This window comes from uncultured Streptomyces sp. (assembly GCF_947488945.1).
Taxonomy (GTDB): Bacteria; Actinomycetota; Actinomycetes; order Streptomycetales; family Streptomycetaceae; genus Streptomyces.
Genome location: NZ_CANLBS010000028.1, coordinates 32,962 through 54,391, shown reverse-complemented (window position 1 = coordinate 54,391; position 21,430 = coordinate 32,962). Strand labels below are relative to the sequence as shown.

Genomic DNA, 21,430 nt, shown 5'->3' with positions numbered 1-21,430 from the left:
TGCTGGTGTACGGGTGCGGGCGGGCGGGGCGTCACGACGCCTCCTTGCGGTCGGCCGTCCTGCCGGCCGTGTCGAGCAGGGCGGTGCCCACGACGAGGTCGGCGCCGCCGAACTCCGGGTCGTCGAGTTCGGTGCCGTCGTCGACCGCGAACAGCAGCCGGCGCTCGCCCTGCCGGTACGCGGTGCCGACCGGAGGGCTCGCCGCGTGGACGGCGAGCAGCGCGACCAGGTAGGGCAGTTCGGGGTCGGTCTGCCGGGCCTCGGCCAGCAGGCCGGAGAGTCGGCGCGGCGCGTCGTGCTCCAGGTCGAGGAGGGCCGTGGCGGCGGCGAGCTGGTCCTCGCTGAACCTGCTGTCGTCCGGGGTGGCGATGAGGTCGGGTTCCGGCATCTCTGCGCCCAGGTGCTCGCGTTCGAGGGGCGGGGCGAGCAGCAGGTCGACGAGGTCGCCCATGCGCACGGAGACGGGGGTGCGCAGCCCGGTGCCCCGGGCGAAGAAGGCGTCGGTGACGCGTCCGGCGTCCTCGACGGGGAGCGGCAGCAGTGGGGCCAGGAGCTGGCCGTACAGGTCGAGTCCGGCGCGGGCGGCGGGCGGGGCGAAGGCCTGGCGGTCCTGTTCGGCCCGGAACAGCGGTCCGGCCTCCAGCAGCCGGGACTGGAGCTGGGTGTGGCGGCGGATGCAGTCCTTGACGATGTCGACGAGTTCGGCGGCCCGCCGCTTGTTCTCGGGCTCCTCCGCCTCGTCGCGCGCCTTGCGGATGTTGGTGAGGATGGCGTTCTCGTGGCGGTAGCGGTCGGCCACGTGGTCGAGCGCCTCGGCGATCATGTCGGGGACCGCGTTGAGCCAGTCGACGGCGCGTACGTTGCGCCGGGTCGCCTCCAGGGTGCGGCGCAGCGTCTCGGCGTACTGGACGGTGCGGTACCGGGCCTGCTCGGCGGCGAGCTGGGCGTCGGCGAGCCGGCCGCGGCTGACGAGCACTTCGAGTTTGACCTCGGCGGCGATCTGGGCGCTGGTGACGTCGGTGTCCAAGGCACCGACGAGGACGTTGACCGCCTCGTCGGTGGTGCGCAGGTACACGCTGCCGCCGTGGCCGGGGACTTCCTCGATCAGCTTGAAGTCGTAGTCGCGCCGGACGTAGGCGCCGTCGGGGTCGAAGGTGCCGTAGACCGCCCGGAAGCCCCGGTCGACGCTGCCGACGTTGACGAGGTTCTCCAGGACCCAGCGGGCGACGCGCTCGTGCTCGGAGACGGGCCGTCCGGGGGCCTGGGCGTGGACGCGGGGCAGCAGTCTGGCCACTATCTGGTCGTGGTCGGCGCCGGTGTCGAAGTCCATGTGGAGGGTGACCAGGTCGATCGCGGCGAGCGCGACCTCGGACATGGCGTACACGGTGTACTCGCCGGCGAGGTTCGCCTTGCGCACGTCGAGGTCGTGCAGCGGCGCGGTGCAGGCGAGGGCCCGCAGCCGCCGCGAGAGCCCCTCGTCGGCCGCGGGGCCCGGGGCGGGCCGCGGCCCCGCGCCGGGCCGGGGCGCGGCGGTGTCCGTGTAGGCAGGCGAAGTCACGGTGCACAGATTAGGTCCTCACACCGACAACGGTCGAAACGGCATCGAAGCGCCCGTCTCCGCCCGGAGCGGCGGGCGGGGCCGGGAGGCGCCCCCGCCGCCCCGGTCCGGCGGATCACGGCACCGGCCGGGGGACCTCCGGGGCGCCGACGGAGGCGAGGGCGGCGGCGAGGGCGTGCGCGGCCTCCCGGTCGAGGGCGTCGGCGGTGCCGCGGGCCGCGTGGACGGTCTCCCCGGCGGCCAGGCGCAGGAGTTGGGGCAGCAGATCGTCGCCGCGGCGCACCAGCCGGCCGGTGCCCCGGGTGGCGAGCCGGGCGGCGGACGCGGCGCGGCCGGGCGGCGGGAGGAGGGGTTCCTCGCCCGGCGGGCGGCCGGTGGCCGGTCCCCGGTCGGCGAGCAGGCGGTGGAAGCCGGCGGCGGCCTTGCGGTGGCCGCGCTCGGCGGGGTGCAGCCGGTCCACGCTCCACAGGGACCGGTCGCGCACCCAGGAGGGGTCGCTCGCGTACAGGTGGACGGCGCCGTAACGGGCCGACAGGGCGTGCACGACGGCGTTGACCGCGGGCGAGCAGGTCCCGTACCGCGGCGGCTAAGGCGGCGCCGTCGGCCGTTTGCGCCGGTGCGCACGGCGGCCCGTTGCGCGCCCCCGTGCATACGACACGGCCGGGCGCGGCGGCCGTCGCCGCGCCCGGCCGGCGGCGTCAGAGCCCGGCGGGGTCGAAGCCGATGCGGCTGCGTACGGCGGTCTGCACCTCGGCCTCCTCGGCGGGGTCGGCGGCGAGCCGCAGCAGCCGGTCGGCGACCCTGACGTCGCCGGTCTCCGCGTGCAGTGCGGCGATCTCGCGGGTGGTCTCCTCGCAGTCCCACAGGCATTCGACGGCGAAGCCGGTGGCGAACGAGGGGTCGGTGGCGGCCAGCGCGCGGGCGGCGCCGCCGCGCAGGTGGGACGAGGCGGTCTCGCGGTAGACGTGGCGCAGCACGGGGGCGGCGCAGGTGATGCCGAGGCGGCCGGCGCCGTCCACGAGGGTCCACAGCAGCAGGTCGTCGGGGCCGCTGCCGCGCACGGTCTCGCGGAGCGCGCCGAGGACCAGCGGGGCGTCGGCCGCAGTGCCCCGGCGGGCGAGGATCCCGGCGGCGGCGGCGCCGAGGGCGTCCGGCCGGTGGACCCAACGGCGTGCCCGGCGCACGGCGTCGTCGCCGGGCATCCGTTCGAAGGCGGCGACCGCGGCGTCGGCCACGGTGCGGGCGGGGCCGGCCACGGCGGTCGCGATCAGGTCGAGCACGGCGGGGTCGGCGGTCTCCGCGAGGTGGTGCAGTGCGGCGCAGCGGGCGCCCTCGGGTCCGTCGAGCGCGGCGGCGAGGATGGCGGGGCGGTCGTCGGGGCCGGCCACGGCGGCGAGGCAGCGGGCGGCGGGGACGTGCAGGGCGGTGCCGCGCTCCAGTGCCTGTTGGGCCCAGTCGAAGACCGCTTGGACGCTCCACCCGGGGCGGGGTCCGGTGTGGTTCATCTGCCGCTGCCAGCGGTCGAAGGAGCCGTGCGCGGAGGCGTGGGCGAGGCGGGCGCCGATCTCGTCGCGGGGGTCCTCGGCCCACAGCCGCCAGGGGCGGGGCTCGTAGGCGTCGCGGGCGGCGGCGGCGAGCGCGGCGGTGCCCTCGGGGGTGTCCGGGAAGCGGGCGAGCACCGGTGCGGCGAGGGCGCGGAGTCCGGCGTCGTCGTCGCGCAGGGCGAGTTCGTCCAGGGCCCACGCCCAGTTCGCTCCGTCGGCGGCGTAGCGCCTCAGCAGGGCCAGGGCGTCGTCGCGGCCGTAGGACGCGAGGTGGCCGAGGACGGAGAGGGCGAGACCGGTGCGGGAGTCGTCGGTGTCGACGTGGTCGTCGGGGTCGGCGAGGTGCCGCTCGATCCCTTCGAGGCCGCCGTCGAGGTCGATGTAGAGGCGGGCGTAGTAGAGGGAGCGGTTCTCGACCTGCCAGTCGTGGCGGGGGTCGTCGAGCACGCAGTGGTCGAGGGCCGCGAGGGCCTCGGCGCGGGGCGCGGCGAGCGCGTGGAGGGTGCCGTCTCCGCGGCCCCTCTGCAGCAGGCCGAGCAGGGTGCCGCTCGGCGCTATGAACGGATCGAACATGGGGAATGCCTCACATCAAGCTGTCGACGCGACCGGGACTGTGCGTTCCTCGGGTCCGGGGGCTGGGCCCGGGACCTAGTCCGCGCAGCGACATGATCGGTCGACCGCCGTACTGCGCCTGGTGCTGAGCATGTTCCCCTGCCTCTCGTCGGTGGCCCTGGGCGGGCCCGCGACGTCATGATGGCCCACGCATTTCGCCACCGCGACCACATTTCCGGCGGACCGGTCCACGGGCGGCGTGCGGGGCGCGTCAGCGGGCACCGAAGCGTTCCAGCAGGTCGGCCTTGCCGAACATGCGCGCGGTGTCCAGGGCGGAGGGGGTTCCGGCGGCCGGGTCGGCGCCGGCCGCGAGGAGGGCGTCGACGACGGCGTCCTCGCCCTTGAAGACGGCTCCGGCGAGCGGGGTCTGACCGCGGTCGTTGGCGCGGTCGGGGTCGGCGCCGCGGGCGACGAGGGCACTGACCGCTCCCGCGTGGCCGTGGTAGGCGGCGAGCATGAGCAGCGTGTCGCCCCGGTCGTTGGTGAGGTTCGCCGGGACGCCGGCGTCGAGGTACGCGGCGAGGCCGTCGCTCTCGCCCCGGCGGGCGAGGTCGAAGACCTTCGTCGCCAGTTCGACCACCTCGGGATCCGGGGTTTCGCTCATGGGGGCGGGACCGCCTTCCTCATCCGTCGTCGTTGCCGCGGGACTGCCTCCGTGCGGCCCCGGGGGCCGTACGGATAAACCGACAGCGTACTGCGCCGGGTCCGGTGCGGGTCGGGACGTTCGCCGGTCCGGTCCCGGGGTGGACGTGCGGGCCTCCTGATCGGCGACGGGTGGCGGTCCTGCCGGCGGCGCGCGCCGGACGATCGGGCCGTCCGCCAAGCTTTCGTCAGCCAGGAGAGTGAAAAGCGCCCCTCTTCACCCGATTGCACCTTTTATCGTATTGATACTTCGGGTGAGCCTGGAAGAACTCATCGTGACTGTCCCCCCAACCAGGAGCACACTCATGATCCTTTCCATCTCGGGCGTCGTCCTGCTCGGCATCATCGTCTTCCTGTTCTTCAAGAAGGACGGACTGAAGGCGTCCCACGCACTGATCTGCGCGCTGTTCGGCTTCTACCTGGCCGGCACCGCGATCGCCCCGAGCATCACGGCGGGCGGCGCGAGCCTCGCCGGACTGCTGGGCGGGATCAAGTTCTGACGGCTCCGCACCCACCCCACCCCCCTTCAGGAGACGACGTGGCCAGGCGACCACTCCCCCGCATCTTGAGCAGCGGCAGCGCGACCCTCACTCGCGGTCGCGCGTACGCGCGCACGGCCGCCGACAGCGCCACCGACGTGCTCCATCCCCTGATCACGGTGACCCGTGGTCTTCGGCTGCTGGCCGTCGCAGGACGGCGGAAATGGGCCGCGACGCCCAAGGACCGGCGCGGTCCCAAGCTGTTCCTCGTCGCGGCCGTCGTACTCGTGGTGGCGCTCATCCCCTACGGGCCGATCATGACCCTGATCACGGTGATGAGCGCCGCCGCCTGGAAGGGCCGGGTGCGCACCCCCGCGCGGACCGGCCCCGACGAGGCCATGACGGCCCGGCTGAAGTCGCTCTACGACGCGCTGGTGCCGTACTTCTCCGTGGCCGACGACCCCGGTCCGCTGTTCGCCCACGGCGGCGACTGGGAGAAGGTCTTCAGCGGGTACGAGTGCGACGGCGACGGGCGCCTCACCCGTCTCCAGGTGACCTACCCCGCGTACTTCACGGACGGCGAGGCCGCCGCCCGCGCCGGCATCGAGCGGGTGCTGCACGCCAAGTCGGGCCGGGGGCGCGAGTACCACTTCGTGTGGGACGAGGAGGCCAACCAGCTGGTGATGACCGTCCTCGAACCGCTCCCCGCGTCGATCGCCGCCCAGCGGTTCGTCACCGCCCCCGGCGAGACGGTGCTCGGCTTCACCGACGCCGGCTCGGTCCGGCGCACGGTGCCCGTCCGGGACGGCGACGCCACCCGGGACGCCTCGCCCGTCGTGTGGCGCACCGGCGCCCGCTCCACCGAGCCGCACCTGCTGGTCGCGGGCCCGCCGGGCAGCGGCGCCACCACCCTGCTGCGCTCCATCGCCCTCCAGGCGCTGCGCGACGGCGACGTGCTGGTCGTCGACGGCGGCGGGGCCGGCGAATACGGCTGCCTGACCGGGCAGGACGGAGTGCTCGCCGTCGAGTCCGGGCTGGCCGGCGCACTCGCGACGCTGGAATGGGCCGCGCACGAGACCGAGCGCCGGCTGATCAGCGCCAACCGGGCCCGGCAGGACGGACACGCCCTTCCGGGCGACGTCACCCGGCCGCTGTGGATCCTGCTCGACCGCCCGAGCGCGCTCGGGCACCTGGCCGCAGCCGACGGCAGGCCGGACCCGCAGGAACTGCTCGCCGTGCCGCTGCGGCACGGCAGGGCGGCCGGCGTCACGGTGGTGCTCGCCGAGCACACCGACGGCCTGGACGCGCTCACCGAGACCGTGCGCACCCACACACGGGCCCGGGTCGCGCTCGGCCCGGCCCCGCGCGAGCAGATCGAGGCGTTGCTCGGCGCTCCCCCGCACACCACCCCACTGCCGGAGGTGCCCGCCGGACGCGGCTACGCCCGGCTCGGCACCGGGCCCGTGGTCCGGCTCCAGGTGCCGGCCACCCCGGACCCCTACGACGCCTCCACCGGCGAGGAGCAGCGCCGCGCGGTCCTGGACCTGCTGCCCGGCGGCCGGGGCCCGCTGGCGGCGGACCCGGAGACGGAGCCCACCGCGGCGTCGCTGCTGAAGCCGCCCGCGGCGGGCGCGACCGCCGGAGCACCGGGCGAGGACACGCTGAACACCCCCCGGCCGGCGGTGGCGGAGGGCTAGACGCGGCGGAGCGACGCACCACGAGGGCGGCGGACCGCGGTCCGCCGCCCTCGGCGCGTTCGCGCCCGGTCCGCCCTAGGCCACGAACGTGCGGGGTACGTCGGCCCCCGCGCCGGCGCCCGAGGCGACCAGTTCGGCCGCCGCCGCCAGCCGTGCGACCGCCTCGTCGGCGACCGGGCCGCCGACGGTGAACGGCAGCCGCACGTACCCCTCGAACGCACCGTCGACCCCGAACCGGGGGCCCGAGGGCACGCGTACGCCGACCCGTTCGCCGGCCACCGCCAGCCGCGAGCCGGAGAGCCCGCCGGTGCGCACCCACAGGGTGAGGCCACCACGCGGCGCCTCGAACTCCCACTCCGGCAGGTCCCGGCGGACCGCCGCCACCAGTGCGTCCCGGTTCTCCCGCGCCTGGGTCCGCCGCATCTCGACGGCCTCCTCCCAGCCGCCGGTACGCAGCAGCCAGTTGACGGCGAGCTGTTCCAGTACCGGGGTGCCCATGTCGGCGTAGGCGCGGGCGGCGACCAGACTGCGGACGACGTCGGGGGCGGCGCGCACCCAGCCGATCCGCATGCCCGCCCAGAACGCCTTGCTGACGGAACCGACGGTCACCACCGTGCTGCCGGCCGGGTCGAAGGCGCAGACCCGGCGCGGCATCTGAAGCTCCTCGTCGAGGCGGAGTTCGAGCATGGTCTCGTCGACCACCAGGACCGTCCCCGCGGCGCGCGCCGCCTCCACCAGGGCGCGGCGCCGGGCCTCGTCGGCCAGCGCCCCGGTGGGGTTGTGGAAGTCCGCGACGACGTAGGCGAGCCGGGGCGCCGCGTCGCGCAGCACCTGCCGCCAGCGGTTCATGTCCCAGCCGGCCAGTCCCTCCTCCATCGCGACCGGCACCAGCCGGGCGCCGGCCTCCCGCATGAGCTGGAGGATGTTGGCGTAGCTGGGCGATTCGACGGCGATGCGCTCGCCGCGGCCGGCGAAGAGGTGGCAGATCGCGTCGATGGCACCCATCGCGCCGGTGGTGACCATGATCTGCTCGGGCATCGTCGGGATGCCGCGCTCGGTGTAGCGCTCGGCGATGGTCTGCCGGAGCGCGGGCAGTCCGGCCGGATAGTCGCCGTGGGTGTGGGCGTACGGCGGCAGTTCCTCCAGTGCGCCCTGGACGGCGCGGGTCAGCCAGGGTTCGGGGGCGGGCAGCGAGGCGCAGCCGAGGTCGATCATCGAGCCGAGCGACTCGGGCGGCAGGGGTTCCAGGCCCCGCGAGGGCAGCGGGTTGCCCGCCGGGACGGCCGTCCAGCTGCCGGCGCCGCGCCGGGACTCCAGGAAACCCTCGGTGCGCAGCGCTTCGTAGGCGGCGGCGACGGTGGTGCGGCTCACCGCGAGCGCCGGGGCCAGCTCACGTTCGGCGGGCAGCCGGGCGGCGACCGGCACCCGGCCCTCCAGGACGAGCAGCCGGACCCCGTCGGCGAGCGCGCGGTAGGCGGGCGGCCTGCGGGCGCCGGGTGCGACGGGCCGCCGCTGGGTCCGGAGCTGCCGGGCGAGCTGCGCGGCCCCCACCGTAGAAGTCCACTGCGCCATGTAAATCAGTCCACCTTCCTTGAATTGGCCATGGATGGCGGCCGATCCCCAGCCACAGAGTGACATGCATCGGTCCAACACCACCACCTCAGGGGGCACCTCTTGTCCGGATCCGACACACGGAGCGGCACACGTCTCACCCGCCGTCTGATCCAGCTCTACGCGGGCCTGGTGCTGTACGGGGCGAGTTCCGCCCTGCTGGTCCTGGCCGGACTGGGGCTGGAGCCGTGGGGCGTGCTGCACCAAGGGCTCTCGGAGCGGTCCGGCGTCTCGATCGGGCTGGTCTCCATCGCCGTCGGGGCGGTGGTGCTGCTGCTGTGGATACCGCTGCGGCAGCGGCCGGGCCTCGGCACGGTCTCGAACGTGGTGGTGGTCGGCCTGGCGATGGACGGCACGCTGGCGGTGCTGCCCGCCCCCGACGGGCTCGTGGCGCGGATCGCGCTGCTGGCCGCGGGCATCGTCCTCAACGGCGCGGCCACCGGCCTGTACATCGCGGCCCGGTTCGGTCCCGGACCGCGCGACGGGCTGATGACCGGGCTGCACCGGGCCACCGGCCGCTCGCTGCGGCTGATGCGGACGGCCGTCGAGGTGGCCGTGGTGGTCTCGGGCTTCCTGCTGGGCGGGTCGATCGGGTTGGGCACGGTGGCGTACGCGCTGGCGATCGGGCCGCTGGCCCAGTTCTTCCTGCGCGTCTTCGCCGTCCCCGCGCCCGCCGGGGGCAGCGCCCCCGTCGCCGACCGGTCACCGGGCCGGGCCATACTGCCGCGGTGACCCCAGGACGCCATCCGTACCTCGACCACCCCTCGGTCCTCGCCTTCGCCCACCGCGGCGGAGCGGCGGACGGGCTGGAGAACACCGCGGCCGCCTTCCGCCGGGCCGCCGCGGCCGGCTACCGCTACTTCGAGACCGATGTCCACACGACGTCGGACGGGCGGCTGGTGGCCTTCCACGACAGCACCCTGGACCGGGTCACGGACGCCCGCGGGCGGATCGCGGACCTGCCGTGGAGCGAGGTGCGCGAGGCGCGGGTCGCGGGCAAGGAACCGCTGCCGCTCTTCGAGGACCTGCTGGCGGAGTTCCCGGAGGCCCGCTGGAACGTGGACTGCAAGGCGGAACGGGCGCTCGGCCCGCTGCTGGCCCTGCTGTCGCGGACCGGCGCCTGGGACCGGGTCTGCCTCGGCTCGTTCTCCGAGGCCCGGGTCGCCCGCGCGCAGCGGGTCGCGGGCCCCCGGCTGGCGACCTCGTACGGGGTGGCCGGGGTGCTGTCGCTGCGGCTGCGCTCCCTCGGCGTGCCCGCGCCGCTGCGGGCCGGGGCGGTGTGCGCGCAGGTCCCCGAGAGCCAGAACGGCATCCGGGTGGTGGACCGGCGCTTCGTCGCGGCGGCCCACGCGCGCGGCCTCCAGGTCCACGTGTGGACGGTCAACGACCCGGTGCGCATGGACGCTCTCCTGGACATGGGGGTGGATGGCATCATGACCGATCACATCGAGACGCTGCGTACGGTGCTGAGCGGTCGGGGGGCCTGGACCTGACGGCCGTCGGGCCCGGGCGACCGAACCGGACGAGGGGGCGCGCAATGAGCGGCGGGACGACGGGGAAGACCGGCGGGCGGACACCGCCGTCGCGGGACGGCGCGGACCGGTCCGCGCGCAGGCGCGAGCAACGCGGCTGGTACTTCTACGACTTCGCGTGTTCGGTGTACTCGACGAGCGTGCTGACGGTGTTCCTCGGCCCGTACCTGACCTCGGTGGCCGAGGCGGCGTCGGACGGCGACGGCTTCGTGCACCCCTTCGGGATACCCGTGCGGGCCGGGTCGTTGTTCGCGTACTCGGTCTCGCTCTCGGTGATCGTGGCGATCGTCCTGATGCCGGTCGCGGGGGCCGCCGCCGACCGCACCGGACGCAAGAAGCCGCTGCTGGCCGCTGCGGCGTACACCGGCGCTGCGGCGACGGCGGGGATGTTCTTCCTGGACGGCGAGCGCTATCTGCTCGGCGCCTTCCTGCTGATCGTGGCGAACGCCTCGCTGTCGGTGTCGATGGTCCTCTACAACGCCTTTCTGCCGCAGATCGCACAGGCCGACGAACGGGACGCGGTCTCCTCGCGCGGCTGGGCCTTCGGCTACACCTCGGGGGCGTTCGTCCTCGTGCTCAACCTGGTGCTGTACACCGGGCACGACGGGTTCGGCCTCTCCGAGACGGAGGCGGTGCGGATCTGTCTGGCCTCGGCCGGACTGTGGTGGGGCGCCTTCACCCTGGTGCCGCTGCGCCGACTGCGCGACCGGCGCGTGGCGCGGAGCGGGGAGGGTGCGGTGGGCTCGGGCTGGAAGCAGTTGCGCGACACCCTGCGCGACATGCGCCGCCGCCCGCTGACGCTGTCCTTCCTGCTCGCCTACCTGATCTACAACGACGGCGTGCAGACGGTGATCTCGCAGGCGTCGGTCTACGGCTCGAAAGAGCTCGGGCTGGACCAGACGACGCTGATCACCGCGGTGCTGCTGGTGCAGGTCCTCGCGGTGGCGGGCGCCCTCGGGATGGGCCGGCTGGCCCGGACGCACGGCGCGAAGCGGACGATCCTGGGCTCGCTGGCCGTCTGGACCGCGATCCTGGCCGCCGCGTACTTCCTGCCCGCCGACACGCCCGTCTTCTTCTACCTCCTGGCGGCGGCGATCGGCCTCGTCCTCGGCGGCAGCCAGGCGCTCTCCCGCTCCCTCTTCTCCCACCTGGTCCCGCCCGGCAAGGAGGCGGAGTACTTCTCCGCGTACGAGATGAGCGACCGGGGTCTGAGCTGGCTGGGGCCGCTGGTGTTCGGTCTGGCGTACCAGCTGACGGGCAGCTACCGGGAAGCGATCGTGTCCCTGGTGGTGTTCTTCGTCGTGGGCGCGGCGCTGCTCGCGAGGGTGCCGCTGAGGGCGGCGGTGGCCGCCGCGGGCAATCCCGTACCCGCGCGGATTTAGACGTTGAAGTGAAAGGCCGGTAGTGTACGCCTTTGGCCTGCCCGGACAACGGCCACTTCACGGGGATGATGTCCAACCGCAGTGTTCAGGCGGGACGACGGACTCCCCGAGGGGTGACGAACCGGGCATCAAGGGGTATCAGACCCCGCACAGCAGCGGCAAGACGGGCGACGCATGACCGGTAACGGGAATCTTTACCGCCGAGCGGACGTTGACCGGATGACGACGACAGCGACACCCTGTCCTGTGGGCGACAAGCCCGGGAGGCACGATTCATGAGTGAGCGAGCTCTCCGCGGCACGCGACTCGTGGTTACCAGCTACGAGACGGACCGCGGCATCGATCTGGCCCCGCGCCAGGCGGTGGAGTACGCATGCCAGAACGGTCATCGATTTGAGATGCCCTTCTCGGTAGAGGCAGAAATTCCGCCGGAGTGGGAGTGCAAGGCGTGCGGCGCCCTGGCACTCCTGGTGGACGGGGACGGCCCCGAAGAGAAGAAGGGCAAGCCCGCGCGCACGCACTGGGACATGCTCATGGAGCGGCGCACCCGCGAGGAGCTGGAGGAGGTGCTGGCCGAGAGGCTGGCGGTTCTGCGCTCCGGAGCCATGAACATCGCCGTGCACCCGCGGGACAGCAGGAAGTCCGCCTGACCGCATCCAGGCGTCGGGCGTACGAAGAACACGAGCCGCGGGCCGTGACACCTCTCCGGTGTCACGGCCCGCGGCTTTCTCACGTGCACGCCGCGGTGCCGTGGGCCCAGGCTCCGCCGGTCGGCGGACGAGGGCTCCGCGGACGGCGGACGAGGGGTCAGCGGGTGAGCGGCGGGCGGGGGCCCTGCGGGCCGTCGTCGGGGCGCGGAGAGGCCGGGGAGCCCTCCTCGCGGATGACCTCACCCTGCACGACCTTGCCGTCGGGACGGTGGATCCTGGACTGCTGAAAGGCGTCCGAGAGGCTGCCGGGGGACGCCGCGCGCACCCGCTTCTCCAGGGACCGTTCGGTGGCCCTGCTGAGCGCGGTGCGCACCGGGGGGACGAGCAGCAGCAGACCGGCGACGTCGGTGATCATGCCGGGGATCATCAGCAGGATGCCGGCCAGCATGAGGAAGCCGTTGCCCCTGCTGCTGGGGGCCGGTCCGACGGCGGCGGACCCGCCGGGGCCGCCGGGCATCTGCTGGAGGGTCTCGGTGAGGTTGCGGTACGCGCGCCGTCCGGCCTTCTTGACGATCGCGCCGCCGAGCACGAAGGCCGCCAGCAGCAGGATCAGGACGGTGAGTCCGCCGGCGGCGCCGGCGACCAGGATCAGCAGCCAGATCTCCAGGACCAGCCAGGCCGCGACGGCCAGGGGCAGGTACCTGCGCAGGCGCGAGCGGGTCGGACGGAGCGGGGGCGGTGTGCCGGTCGTCATGCTCCCAGTGTGCCTGTACGCCCGTACGGACGGCGTCAAGGGGTGATCATGACCGGTGCCGCCCAGTACGCGCCGGGCGCCGGATGCGGGGTGGCCGGTGGCGGGCCCGGGTGCCCGCCCGGAGGCCGGGTCCGGATGTGCCCCTGTCAGGAGGGCTTGCGGCCGAGGACCTTCTCCGTCACCTTGCTCGTCCGGGCGGTGAGGCCCCAGCCGGTGACCCGCCACAGGGCCTCGACGAGGATGTCGCGGCTCATCTTGGAGTCCCCGATCTCCCGGTCGACGAAGGTGATCGGGACCTCCACCACGTGGTACCCGGCGGCGACCGAGCGGCGGGCCAGGTCGACCTGGAAGCAGTACCCCTGGGAGGCCACCTCGTCGAGGCCGAGTCCGGCGAGCGTCTCGGTGCGGAAGGCGCGGTAACCGCCGGTGACGTCACGGACGTCGAGACCGAGGGCGAGACGGGAGTAGAGCGAGCCGCCCCGCGAGATCACCTCGCGGCTCCTGGGCCAGTTCACCACCCTCCCGCCGGGCACCCAGCGGGAACCGAGGACCAGGTCGGCGCCCTTGAGCGCGGTGAGCAGCCGGGGCAGTTCCTCGGGCTGGTGGGAGCCGTCGGCGTCCATCTCGACCAGCACGCCGTAGCCGTGCTCGGTGCCCCAGCGGAACCCGGCGAGATACGCCGCGCCGAGCCCTTCCTTGCCCCGGCGGTGCAGGACGTGGACCTGGTCGTCCGCCGCGGCGAGCTCGTCGGCGATCTTGCCGGTGCCGTCCGGGCTGTTGTCGTCGGCCACCAGGATGTCGGCGTGCGGCACGGCGGCGCGCACCCGGGAGACGATCGGCGTGATGTTCTCGGCCTCGTCGTAGGTCGGGATGATCACCAAGATCCTGCCGAGCGGACCGTACTGCCGCTGACCGCCGTCGTTCACTGATCGCCCCTTTAGTCCGTGCGCAGATGCACACCATATCGAGCGCACGGCACCACGTCGGCGAGCCCGTCACGGGGAGCCTCCGGCCGGCCGGTACAGAACCACGGAAGTGCGGACAGATCACCGCCCGGACCCCGGCGACCGCCGCGGAGTCGCCGCCCCGGTCGCTGTCGGCGCGGCTGCGGATCGGGGCCCGGCGCCCTTCGGGCCGGCCCGGGACCCGCTGGCTGCGGGTCGCCCGAAGACCGTTGTCTACTGGACGTCCGGGCCCCACCCGGGTCGCACCCGCCGTCCGGCTGAAACCTTCCCTCGCCCCCGAGGCGCGGGCGCTGAACCTGGCTGTCAGTGGTGGTGCGCCGGTGCGGCACACCAACCCCGTGACCCAGCGGCGTTCGACGACTGCGTGGAGGCCGGCCGGACGGACGTCCTGTGGTGGACCCGGCCGAACCTACCGGCCTCCGGGCGCGTTCTGTCAACAGCCGCACGAGCTGCGGCTTTTACCCGGATTGCCCGGTCGGTCCGGAAGATCCGCAGGTCGCGAGCGACCGTGATCACCACCGGTCGGCGGTACGGAATCCGTCTACGTCACTCGTTCGGCCGTACGTAGACAGTCTGTCCGAACACGACGGTCCGCAGGCACAGCGGAAGGGCGGCGCCGGGAGTGAGATCGGGCAGGCCGGGGGTGCCGGAGCGGGGGTCGGTGGACCACCGGGCGACCCGGTCGTCGGGTGCCTGGACGACCAGTTCGTCCGTACGCCAGACGGCGTAGTCGGCCGGGGCCCCGGGCACCAGCACGCCGGCGTCGTCCCGTCCGACGGCGCGCCAGCCGCCCCGGGTGTGGGCGGTGAAGCCGGCCCGCACCGAGACGCGGTGCTCCGGGGTGCGGTGGAAGGCGGCGGCCCGCACGGTCCCCCACGGGTCGAGCGGGGTCACCGGGCTGTCCGAGCCGAAGGCGAGCGGCACACCGGCCCGCAGCAGGGCCGCGTACGGGTTGAGGGTGGCCGCCCGCTCCTTGCCGAGCCGCTCGGCGTACATGCCCTCCTCGCCGCCCCAGGCCGCGTCGAAGGCGGGCTGGACGGAGGCGGTGAGCCCGAGGTCGGCGAAGGCGGCGACGGTCTTCGGCGTGAGCATCTCGGCGTGCTCGACGCGGTGCCGGGCGGCCCGGATCCGGGGCAGGCCCACCCTCTCGGCGGCGGCCCGCACGCCGTCGACCACGGCGGAGACGGCCGCGTCCCCGATGGCGTGGAAGCCGGCCTGGAGCCCGGCCTCGGTGCAGGCGGCCACGTGGGCGGCGACGGCGGCGGCGTCCAGGTGCGCGGTGCCGGTGTGCGGGGCGTCGGCGTAGGGCTCGTGCAGGCAGGCGGTGTGCGAGCCGAGCGACCCGTCGACGAAGAGGTCGCCGGCCGCGCCGAGCGCGCCCAGTTCGCGGATGCGGCGGGCGCCCGCGGCGTCCTCGATCCGTTCGGCCCAGAGGCCGAAGACGCGCGGGCCCGCCTCGGCGTCGGCGAGCGCCAGGAGGCCGGTGAAGTCGGCCTCGTCGGAGATGTCGGGACCGCCGCACTCGTGGACCGTGCCGATGCCGAGGGAGGCCGCGTGGCGCAGCGCGGCGCGCTGGGCGTCGGCCCGCTGGGCGGCCGGTACGGAGCCGTGGGCGGCGGCCCGCACCGCGTGGTGGGCGTCGCCGGTGAGCGGCCCGTCGGCGCGGAAGCCGGACATCCCGGTGACGCCGGGAACGCGGTCCAGCAGCGCGGTGGTGGCCACGGCGGAGTGGACGTCGATCCGGGTGAGGTAGAGCGCCCGCCCGCCGGCCGCCGCGTCGAGTTCGGCGCGGGTCGGCGGCCGGTGCTCGGGCCAGCGGGCGGCGTCCCAGCCGTGGCCGAGCAGCACCCGGTCGGCGGGGGCGTCCCGCGCGAAGGCGCGGACCAGACCGAGCGCCTCCGGCAGCGAGCGGGCCGCGGAGAGGTCGAGGCCGGTGAGCGCGAGGCCGGTGGCGGTGGTGTGCACGTGGGCGTCGGTGAAGGCGGGGGTGACGAGCGCGCCCTCCAGGTCGACCACCTCGTCGACGCCCTCGGCGAAGGCGTCGGCCGCCCCTTCGGAGCCCACCCAGGCGACATGGCCCTTCTCGACGACCATAGCGGTGGCGAACGGGTCGGCGGGGCTGTGGACGTCGCCGCCGCGCAGCAGGACGGTGCGCGCGTCGGGGTCGCGGGGGGCGGCGGCGCGATGGGCGGTGCTCTGCGGGGTCGCGCTCGGCGGGGTCGCGCGTCGGGGGGCGGTGCTCTCGGTCATGGGACCAGTCTCCGCCCTGCCGCTCCCCCGCCGTGGAGCGGCCCCCCGCCCGTCCCCCCGTCCGCCCGCGCGGACGGGGGGGCCGGCCAGGGTCAGATCCTCGGCGGCCGGGCCTCGTACGGGGTGGAGAGGACCACGGTGGTGCGGGTGGAGACGCCCGCGAGGGAGCGGATGCGGGTGAGCAGGTGCTCCAGCTCCAGCGGGGTGGCCACCCGCACCTTGAGGATGTAGTTCTCGTCGCCCGCGACGCTGTGGCAGGCCTCCAGTTCGGGCACGCCGGCGAGCCGTTCGGCGATGTCGTCGGGCGCGCTCGGGTCGAACGGTTTCACCGAGATGAACGCGGTGAGGGGCAGTCCGACGGCCTCGGGGTCGACGACGGCGGCGTAGCCGCGGATCACCCCGCGCTGCTCCAGCCTGCGGACACGCTGATGAACGGCCGACGTGGACAGGCCCGTGGCCTTGCCCAGGTCGGTGTAGCTCATCCGCCCGTCCTTGACGAGCAACTCCACGATCTGACGGTCCAGCTCCTCCATGCGGATCAACCTATGGCCCCGCGTCCCCCGAGGCACAGTCGCCTGGCGTCCCGAGGGGCTCACACAGCCTTCATGTGACGAACACCACATGTTTACGCATGGGTAGCGGGCGGCGCCGAGGTTACGGCCCACGCGTGCCGGGCAGTGCTTGCTGTGGCCGAGGCCACGTCGCCCAGTCGGCCCACCCGAGGGGGGAATTTCCCATGAAGAGCCTGAAGCTCACCGGTCGCACCGAACCGGTCCAGGACGACCACGCCGGACCCGAGGACGACGACGCCTGGGACGCGTACGACACGTTCGAGATGTACCGGGTGGTCTGCCCGGACTGCACGCAGCCGATCGCGCTGCTCGCCGACGAGGACGTCCTGCCGGAGCACGCGCTGTGCCCCTCCCCGTGGAACCCGTTCGTGCTGACGGTCTGCGCCGGCACCGGCCGCAGCGCCGCCGAGGCCCTGGACGCGGACGAGTCGCCGGACGTGCAGGAGCAGGAGACGGCGCTGCTGCTGACGCTCCCGCAGGGCCTGGACTGGCGGATGCAGCCCTTCTCGCACGCCGGCGGTCCCGGTTCGCGCCCGCTGCCGAAGCGCCGGGCCGCCTGACCGGTCCGCCTGACGGGCCCCCGGCCGCCGCCGCCCGGCCCGGCTGCGTACCGGCCCGGCTCCGTACCGACTCGGCTGCATGCCCACTCGGCTCCCCACCGGTCCGGCCCGCCGGCTCGGCCCGCCGACTCCACCACGATCACGGCAGGACCGCACGCGGCGCCCGCACCGTCGGCGCGTCGGTCCTGGCGGAGCGAGCAGGCCGCCACCGGGGCCCACGACCTCCGCGGACCCGCCGAACTGGCGGCCGATTCCGGTCGGCAGTGACCCGCCGCCGCCCTCCCGCGTTGGCCGGGTATGACCATGCCGCAGTCCACGGCGGGGCACGGCCGCCGACGTCTCGTCGTCCCGGTGCCCGTGACGCGCCGGGAACGCACCGCGTCCGAAGAATCGATTCCTCCCGCACCGCCCGCGTTCAGGCCGCAGGCCGGCCCCCTGCCCGCGGCCCCCGCGTTCGCCCGGCGGGACGCCGCCCCCGCCACCTCTCCCCGACCCACCGGAACGGCTCCGTCCGTGACGGCCGCGCCCGGTGCCGCGCCCACGGCCGATCCGCCCGTCTACGGTGCCCTGCTGCGCAGTTGGGAGGGCTCGGGGCGCACCCTGCCGGGCCGCGCCGACCAGGAGTGGAACCGGATCGTGGCGTCCCCGGCCTGGGCGGACCGGCCGGGTGTCAGCGTGTCTCGGGACCCGCGAGGTGGCGGGCGATGACCATGCGCTGGATCTGGTTGGTCCCCTCGACGATCTGCAGAACCTTGGCCTCGCGCATCAGCCGCTCGACGGAGAAGTCGCGGGTGTAGCCGTATCCGCCGAGGACCTGGACGGCGTCGGTGGTGACGCGCATGGCCAGATCCGTGCAGAACAGTTTCGCCATGGCTGCCTGCCGGGAGAAGGGCAGGCCCTCGTCGCGCCGCCGGGCCGCCTCCAGATAGAGCGCCCGGCCCGCCTCCACCTGCGTCGCCATGTCGGCGAGCATGAACCGCAGTCCCTGGAAGTCGGCGATGGGACGGCCGAACTGCTGCCGTCCGGTGGCGTAGGCGACGGACTCGTCCAGTGCCGCCCGGGCGACGCCGATGGCGCAGGCGGCGATCCCGAGCCGGCCGGAGTCGAGGGCGGTCAGCGCGATGGCGAACCCCTGCCCCTCCTCGCCGATGCGCCGGTCGTCGCCCACCCGCACCCCGTCGAACGAGAGCTGGGCGGTGGGCGAGCCCTTCATCCCCATCTTGCGTTCCGGGGCGGCGGCGTTGAGCCCTTCGGCGTCGCCCGGCACGAGGAACGCGGTGATGCCGCGGGCGCCCTCGCCGCCGGTCCTGGCCAGCACGGTGCAGAAGTCGGCGATCCCGCCGTGGGTGATCCACGCTTTGGTCCCGGTGATGACCCAGTCGTCGCCGTCCCGGACCGCCTTGGTGCGCAGCGAGGCGGCGTCGGATCCGGACGCCGGCTCGGAGAGGCAGTACGCGCCGAGCAGGCCGCCGGAGAGCATCGCCGGCAGGTGCGCGGCCCGCTGTTCCTTGGTGCCGTACCGCGCGAGCGCGTGGCAGGCCAGCGAGTGGACGCTGACCCCGAGGCCGACGGTGAGCCGGGCGGCGGCCAGCTCTTCGAGCACCTGGAGATAGACCTCGTACGGCTGGTCGCCGCCACCGGTGTCCGACTCGAAGGGGAGACCGAGGAGCCCGGACTCGGAGAGGAGGGTGAAGAGTTCGCGCGGGAAGACGCCGGCCTCTTCCTCCTCCGCGGCCTTCGGGGCGATCTCGCGGGCCGTGAGGTCACGGACGAGCGCGAGGAGCTGGCGTGACTCCTCGGTGGGCAGACGTCGTTCCACCAACTGCGGGGCACGGTCGGTCATGACGGCGCTCTCCTCCCTGTCGGGCGTGGCGGCGGATCGCGCACCCGGGGTGGGGGCGGCGGCGCCGAATGGTCCGGGCGGCGCCCGGCAGAAGTGGTGCTGCCCGGCCGATCCTGCCCTCCCGGATCACGGGATGCGCATGTCAGCGGCCGTGGCGGGTCGAGTATGCCCGATCGGAGCTGCCGCGTCACGGGTCGTACCGGAAGGTCTGCGGCCGGGGACCGGCCCGCGGCTGACGGGGCGTCGGCCGCCGGGCGCGCGCACTCGGGACCGGTGCGCAATCGCCGCCGGCTTCCGGCACCTTGCCGTACGCGTCCGGGGCGGTGATGCTGGGCCGGTGCCGGGACGGGGGAAGCGACGACGACGCGGGCGGGAGGCTGCGTGGCGCACCGCCGCCCGCACCGCGTCGGGGACCGGCCGCTGGGAGACGGTCTTCGAGACGACGGACGCCGCGGAGTTCCGCGACCGTCTGCGCGAACTGCGCACCGCCGGGGAGCCGGTCGACCCCGGCCTGCTGCGGATCGACACGTTCTGCGGCCGGCTCGTCCACGGAACCGTCCACCGGTTGAGCGTGTTCGTCCCGTTCGGCCCGTGACCCCCGGCCCGTGCCCGGATGCCGCTCCGGCCCCGCACCGGCGTCAGCCGGTCCGATGCGGGCGGGAGGCGCCCGGGGAAGCCGGGCGCCTTACATCAGGCCGGCGCCGGTGACGAAGATCGCGAGGACGACCACCAGGGTCCAGCCGAGGACGTGTTCCAGGATCTTGGGGCCGTCGGCGGGGCCTCCGGTGCGGGCGCGGCGCGCGGGGTGCGCGTGGTCGGCGGTCGTCGCGGTCATGGCAGCATCCACTCGTTCGTACGGCTGTGACGGCCCCCCGGCCCCGCCCACTCTGCCAGCGGTTCGGCCGCCCGAGGACGAGACGTCCGTCACGGCGTGACCGGCCCCGGACGCTCGCGGGGCGCGACGGCAGCTTCCGGCAAGGGCTGGGGGCGGGGTGGACGGCCGGCGGAACGGGGCGGCTGTGGGCGAGACCACACCGGGCGCCGGAGTGGAGCTTCCCGCCCGCCCGTCACCGCGCGAGGGTCTCCCGCGGGTGGGCGCGGCGCCAGGCGTCCATCGAGGTGTTCCAGTCGTCACCGCTCAGGGCGGTCAGCGAGGCGGGGAAGAGGCCGTTCTCCTCGCGGGAGATGTGGTCGTAGAGCTCCTGGACGGCCGCCCGGAACGCCTCGACGTCCTCCTCGCGGCGGAAGTCGAGGCGGGGCAGCAGGGCGGCGAGCTCGATGTGTTCACGTTCGAGTACGTCGATGTACGCGGCGTATTCGGGGTCCCCGCGCATGACGAGGAAGAGCCCTTCCTCCTCGCCCTGCCAGTGGGCCTCCAGTTCCGCCTCCATCGTCGCGATCCACGCGTGGGCGCGGTCCGGGTCCTTGCGTTCCAGGGCGCGCAGAGCCTCCTCGGCAGCATGCAGAGCGCGTTCGTGCTCGGCGATGAAGTCCTTGATCAGCGGGATGTCACGGCAACCGCAGTAATGGCACATGTCCGGCATTATGGACAGACGTCACTCTCTTCGGGAGGAGGTGGCGGGGCGGGAGGCCGCGGGGCGCGGGCTCACCACGGGATCTCCGCGAGTCGCCCCTCGATGTCCTCCTCGTCCAGGGCGCCGTCCGCGACGAGCACGCGGTAGCGGCGGACCAGCGAGTCGCCCGGGTCCAGCACGAGTTCTCGGTGGAAGGCGAACGACGGCGCGACGCCGGGGTACCCCTGGGTGCGGGCGAACCAGTGCGCCGGGTGGGTCCCGGCGGCTCCGGTGTGGTCGTTCTCCGGCGCGTGGGCGAAGACCAGGGTGGCGTGTCCGTCCTCGTCGTCGTGTTCGCCGGTGAAGGCGAGCCACGGAGACTGATGGCCCATCAGTCCCGGCCCCCGCGCCCCACCGGGCGCCAGGAGCGTCCCGCCGGCGAACGCCCTCGGCCCACGCCAGAACAGCCCGGTGTACCCGGCGCCCTCGCGCCCGGCGGTGCCCGGACTGCCGAACCGGAGGGGTTCCTCGCGGCGGTTGGTGACCGACGTGGACCAGGTCAGCGCCCAGCTTCCGGCCGCCGGGTCGACGGCGTGCACCTCCACCCGGCGCAACTCGTCCGCCCAGGTCTCGCCGGTGTACGGGTGCCAGGTCAGCCGTTCCGTCAGGACGGCGGAGCCGTCGCGCGCGGCCACCGCGTCGAACCCCCGGTGGGCCATCGAGCCGACCCGGTCGGGCAGCGCGCGGTACCCCTCGCCGTGGACGTAGCTGTTGCCGCCCCAGAGGTTCTGGCCGGACAGATGGGAGGCCGTCATCTGGAGGCCCTTGTGCCACCGGTGGTCGTTCGGGCGGTAGCCGGTGACGGCCCGTCCGGAGAGGGTGCGCAGCGGGTGGATGTACGGCTTCGAGGCCTCCCAGGCGGCCTCGGGTCGGTACACGTAGCGCAGGAGTTCCACGCCGGTGCCCGGCGCCGCGACCGCGATGTGGTCGCCGTGGTGGTGGATGAGGGTGGGGGTCGGATTCATCGGGCGGTCTCCGGGGCGGGGCGGGCGGCGGGGTGTGGGGCGGCCGGTCCGGCCGGAGCCCGGCCCGTGCCGGCGGCGACGGCCTCCAGGGGTTGCCCGGCGACGGGCGCTCGGAACGCCGGGAGGTGGCTCCGGCGGGCCATCGCGCCGGTGCCGACGACGACCCGCGGCGGGCGGTCGCCGGGCAGGGGGGTGGGCATGGCGGGGCGGCCTCACGGTCGTGGGGTGCGCGGCCGCCGG

22 protein-coding genes are annotated in these 21,430 nt (G+C 74.6%); 8 read left to right on the top strand and 14 right to left on the bottom strand.

The annotated features are described in order from the left end of the window. Window positions 1-31: 31 nt before the first annotated feature. From Q0994_RS30570 to Q0994_RS30555, 4 genes are all read right to left on the bottom strand, one after another. On the bottom strand, window positions 32-1,558 hold the full coding sequence (locus Q0994_RS30570; RefSeq protein ID WP_299541275.1) for a hypothetical protein: 1,527 nt from the start codon (window positions 1,556-1,558) through the stop codon (window positions 32-34). Window positions 1,559-1,673: 115 nt separating this feature from the next. Continuing rightward, window positions 1,674-2,102 (bottom strand): hypothetical protein, encoded by a 429-nt coding sequence (locus Q0994_RS30565; RefSeq protein WP_363325590.1) that lies wholly within the window; start codon window positions 2,100-2,102, stop codon window positions 1,674-1,676. 154 nt (window positions 2,103-2,256) lie between these two features. Next, complete coding sequence (locus Q0994_RS30560) at window positions 2,257-3,675, bottom strand: HEAT repeat domain-containing protein (RefSeq protein WP_299541273.1); 1,419 nt, start codon at window positions 3,673-3,675, stop codon at window positions 2,257-2,259. A 250-nt stretch (window positions 3,676-3,925) separates the two neighbouring features. Beyond that, window positions 3,926-4,318, bottom strand: a complete 393-nt coding sequence (locus Q0994_RS30555) for an ankyrin repeat domain-containing protein (RefSeq protein ID WP_299541270.1) — start codon at window positions 4,316-4,318, stop codon at window positions 3,926-3,928. A gap of 343 nt (window positions 4,319-4,661) precedes the next feature. Between Q0994_RS30555 and Q0994_RS30550 the strand changes: the two genes are divergently transcribed. Together Q0994_RS30550 and Q0994_RS30545 are read left to right on the top strand one after the other, a co-directional pair. Then, the gene (locus Q0994_RS30550; RefSeq protein ID WP_073722514.1) at window positions 4,662-4,856 is read left to right on the top strand and encodes a hypothetical protein; all 195 of its coding nucleotides are present in this window, start codon (window positions 4,662-4,664) and stop codon (window positions 4,854-4,856) included. Window positions 4,857-4,894: 38 nt separating this feature from the next. Then, entirely contained in the window at window positions 4,895-6,532 is a 1,638-nt protein-coding gene (locus tag Q0994_RS30545; protein WP_299541263.1) for a hypothetical protein, read from the top strand. Between the two features lie 75 nt (window positions 6,533-6,607). Here Q0994_RS30545 and Q0994_RS30540 read toward each other — a convergent pair whose 3' ends face one another. Further along, window positions 6,608-8,104, bottom strand: coding sequence for a PLP-dependent aminotransferase family protein (locus Q0994_RS30540; RefSeq protein ID WP_299541261.1), 1,497 nt, complete (start codon window positions 8,102-8,104; stop codon window positions 6,608-6,610). Between the two features lie 102 nt (window positions 8,105-8,206). On the opposite strand from Q0994_RS30540, the gene Q0994_RS30535 reads away from it, so the two are divergent. The 4 genes from Q0994_RS30535 to Q0994_RS30520 all read left to right on the top strand — a co-directional run bounded on the left by Q0994_RS30535 (window position 8,207) and on the right by Q0994_RS30520 (window position 11,707). Next, entirely contained in the window at window positions 8,207-8,875 is a 669-nt protein-coding gene (locus Q0994_RS30535) for a YitT family protein (protein WP_299541259.1), read from the top strand. Next, entirely contained in the window at window positions 8,872-9,636 is a 765-nt protein-coding gene (locus Q0994_RS30530) for a glycerophosphodiester phosphodiesterase (protein ID WP_299541257.1), read from the top strand. Before Q0994_RS30535 ends, Q0994_RS30530 begins: the two co-directional genes overlap by 4 nt. Before the next feature lie 44 nt (window positions 9,637-9,680). After that, window positions 9,681-11,057: an MFS transporter gene (locus Q0994_RS30525; protein WP_299541255.1), complete on the top strand. Its 1,377-nt coding sequence runs from the start codon at window positions 9,681-9,683 to the stop codon at window positions 11,055-11,057. Between the two features lie 275 nt (window positions 11,058-11,332). Continuing rightward, the gene (locus Q0994_RS30520) at window positions 11,333-11,707 is read left to right on the top strand and encodes an RNA polymerase-binding protein RbpA (protein ID WP_114627560.1); all 375 of its coding nucleotides are present in this window, start codon (window positions 11,333-11,335) and stop codon (window positions 11,705-11,707) included. A 157-nt stretch (window positions 11,708-11,864) separates the two neighbouring features. Here Q0994_RS30520 and fxsA read toward each other — a convergent pair whose 3' ends face one another. The 4 genes from fxsA to Q0994_RS30500 form a co-directional block, all read right to left on the bottom strand. After that, window positions 11,865-12,461 (bottom strand): FxsA family membrane protein, encoded by a 597-nt coding sequence (gene fxsA, locus Q0994_RS30515; protein WP_299541250.1) that lies wholly within the window; start codon window positions 12,459-12,461, stop codon window positions 11,865-11,867. A 146-nt stretch (window positions 12,462-12,607) separates the two neighbouring features. Then, a complete protein-coding gene (locus Q0994_RS30510) occupies window positions 12,608-13,387 on the bottom strand; it encodes a polyprenol monophosphomannose synthase (protein ID WP_299541246.1) in 780 nt (259 codons plus the stop codon). A gap of 585 nt (window positions 13,388-13,972) precedes the next feature. Beyond that, window positions 13,973-15,676 carry an amidohydrolase gene (locus tag Q0994_RS30505; RefSeq protein WP_299541244.1) on the bottom strand — a complete coding sequence of 568 codons (1,704 nt, stop codon included), beginning with the start codon at window positions 15,674-15,676 and terminating at the stop codon, window positions 13,973-13,975. Between the two features lie 92 nt (window positions 15,677-15,768). Continuing rightward, entirely contained in the window at window positions 15,769-16,209 is a 441-nt protein-coding gene (locus Q0994_RS30500) for an Lrp/AsnC family transcriptional regulator (protein ID WP_014044761.1), read from the bottom strand. Window positions 16,210-16,412: 203 nt separating this feature from the next. Between Q0994_RS30500 and Q0994_RS30495 the strand changes: the two genes are divergently transcribed. After that, on the top strand, window positions 16,413-16,808 hold the full coding sequence (locus Q0994_RS30495; protein WP_299541228.1) for a hypothetical protein: 396 nt from the start codon (window positions 16,413-16,415) through the stop codon (window positions 16,806-16,808). A gap of 670 nt (window positions 16,809-17,478) precedes the next feature. Here the strand turns inward: Q0994_RS30495 and Q0994_RS30490 are convergent. Then, a complete protein-coding gene (locus Q0994_RS30490; RefSeq protein WP_299541226.1) occupies window positions 17,479-18,651 on the bottom strand; it encodes an acyl-CoA dehydrogenase family protein in 1,173 nt (390 codons plus the stop codon). A gap of 337 nt (window positions 18,652-18,988) precedes the next feature. Here Q0994_RS30490 and Q0994_RS30485 point away from each other — a divergent pair, with 337 nt between their 5' ends. Beyond that, window positions 18,989-19,246, top strand: coding sequence for a hypothetical protein (locus Q0994_RS30485; protein ID WP_299541224.1), 258 nt, complete (start codon window positions 18,989-18,991; stop codon window positions 19,244-19,246). A 90-nt stretch (window positions 19,247-19,336) separates the two neighbouring features. On the opposite strand, the gene Q0994_RS30480 is transcribed toward Q0994_RS30485, so the two are convergent. From Q0994_RS30480 to Q0994_RS30465, 4 genes are all read right to left on the bottom strand, one after another. After that, window positions 19,337-19,486: an SCO1431 family membrane protein gene (locus tag Q0994_RS30480; RefSeq protein WP_299541222.1), complete on the bottom strand. Its 150-nt coding sequence runs from the start codon at window positions 19,484-19,486 to the stop codon at window positions 19,337-19,339. Between the two features lie 232 nt (window positions 19,487-19,718). After that, window positions 19,719-20,186 carry a hemerythrin domain-containing protein gene (locus Q0994_RS30475; protein WP_299541220.1) on the bottom strand — a complete coding sequence of 156 codons (468 nt, stop codon included), beginning with the start codon at window positions 20,184-20,186 and terminating at the stop codon, window positions 19,719-19,721. Window positions 20,187-20,257: 71 nt separating this feature from the next. Next, window positions 20,258-21,190, bottom strand: a complete 933-nt coding sequence (locus tag Q0994_RS30470; RefSeq protein ID WP_299541218.1) for a PmoA family protein — start codon at window positions 21,188-21,190, stop codon at window positions 20,258-20,260. Next, window positions 21,187-21,390 carry a hypothetical protein gene (locus Q0994_RS30465; RefSeq protein ID WP_299541216.1) on the bottom strand — a complete coding sequence of 68 codons (204 nt, stop codon included), beginning with the start codon at window positions 21,388-21,390 and terminating at the stop codon, window positions 21,187-21,189. The genes Q0994_RS30470 and Q0994_RS30465 overlap by 4 nt, the downstream gene beginning before the upstream one ends. Between the last annotated feature and the right edge of the window lie 40 nt (window positions 21,391-21,430).

Bases quoted from the DNA above. Each gene is read 5' to 3' on its own strand.
- Q0994_RS30505 (WP_299541244.1), bottom strand. From the start codon at position 15,676: ATGACCGAGAGCACCGCCCCCCGACGCGCGACCCCGCCGAGCGCGACC.
- Q0994_RS30560 (WP_299541273.1), bottom strand. From the start codon at position 3,675: ATGTTCGATCCGTTCATAGCGCCGAGCGGCACCCTGCTCGGCCTGCTG.
- fxsA (WP_299541250.1), bottom strand. From the start codon at position 12,461: ATGACGACCGGCACACCGCCCCCGCTCCGTCCGACCCGCTCGCGCCTG.
- Q0994_RS30540 (WP_299541261.1), bottom strand. From the start codon at position 8,104: ATGGCGCAGTGGACTTCTACGGTGGGGGCCGCGCAGCTCGCCCGGCAG.
- Q0994_RS30490 (WP_299541226.1), bottom strand. From the start codon at position 18,651: ATGACCGACCGTGCCCCGCAGTTGGTGGAACGACGTCTGCCCACCGAG.
- Q0994_RS30465 (WP_299541216.1), bottom strand. From the start codon at position 21,390: ATGCCCACCCCCCTGCCCGGCGACCGCCCGCCGCGGGTCGTCGTCGGC.
- Q0994_RS30475 (WP_299541220.1), bottom strand. From the start codon at position 20,186: ATGTGCCATTACTGCGGTTGCCGTGACATCCCGCTGATCAAGGACTTC.
- Q0994_RS30495 (WP_299541228.1), top strand. From the start codon at position 16,413: ATGAAGAGCCTGAAGCTCACCGGTCGCACCGAACCGGTCCAGGACGAC.
- Q0994_RS30480 (WP_299541222.1), bottom strand. From the start codon at position 19,486: ATGACCGCGACGACCGCCGACCACGCGCACCCCGCGCGCCGCGCCCGC.
- Q0994_RS30550 (WP_073722514.1), top strand. From the start codon at position 4,662: ATGATCCTTTCCATCTCGGGCGTCGTCCTGCTCGGCATCATCGTCTTC.
- Q0994_RS30470 (WP_299541218.1), bottom strand. From the start codon at position 21,190: ATGAATCCGACCCCCACCCTCATCCACCACCACGGCGACCACATCGCG.
- Q0994_RS30555 (WP_299541270.1), bottom strand. From the start codon at position 4,318: ATGAGCGAAACCCCGGATCCCGAGGTGGTCGAACTGGCGACGAAGGTC.
- Q0994_RS30525 (WP_299541255.1), top strand. From the start codon at position 9,681: ATGAGCGGCGGGACGACGGGGAAGACCGGCGGGCGGACACCGCCGTCG.
- Q0994_RS30500 (WP_014044761.1), bottom strand. From the start codon at position 16,209: ATGGAGGAGCTGGACCGTCAGATCGTGGAGTTGCTCGTCAAGGACGGG.
- Q0994_RS30520 (WP_114627560.1), top strand. From the start codon at position 11,333: ATGAGTGAGCGAGCTCTCCGCGGCACGCGACTCGTGGTTACCAGCTAC.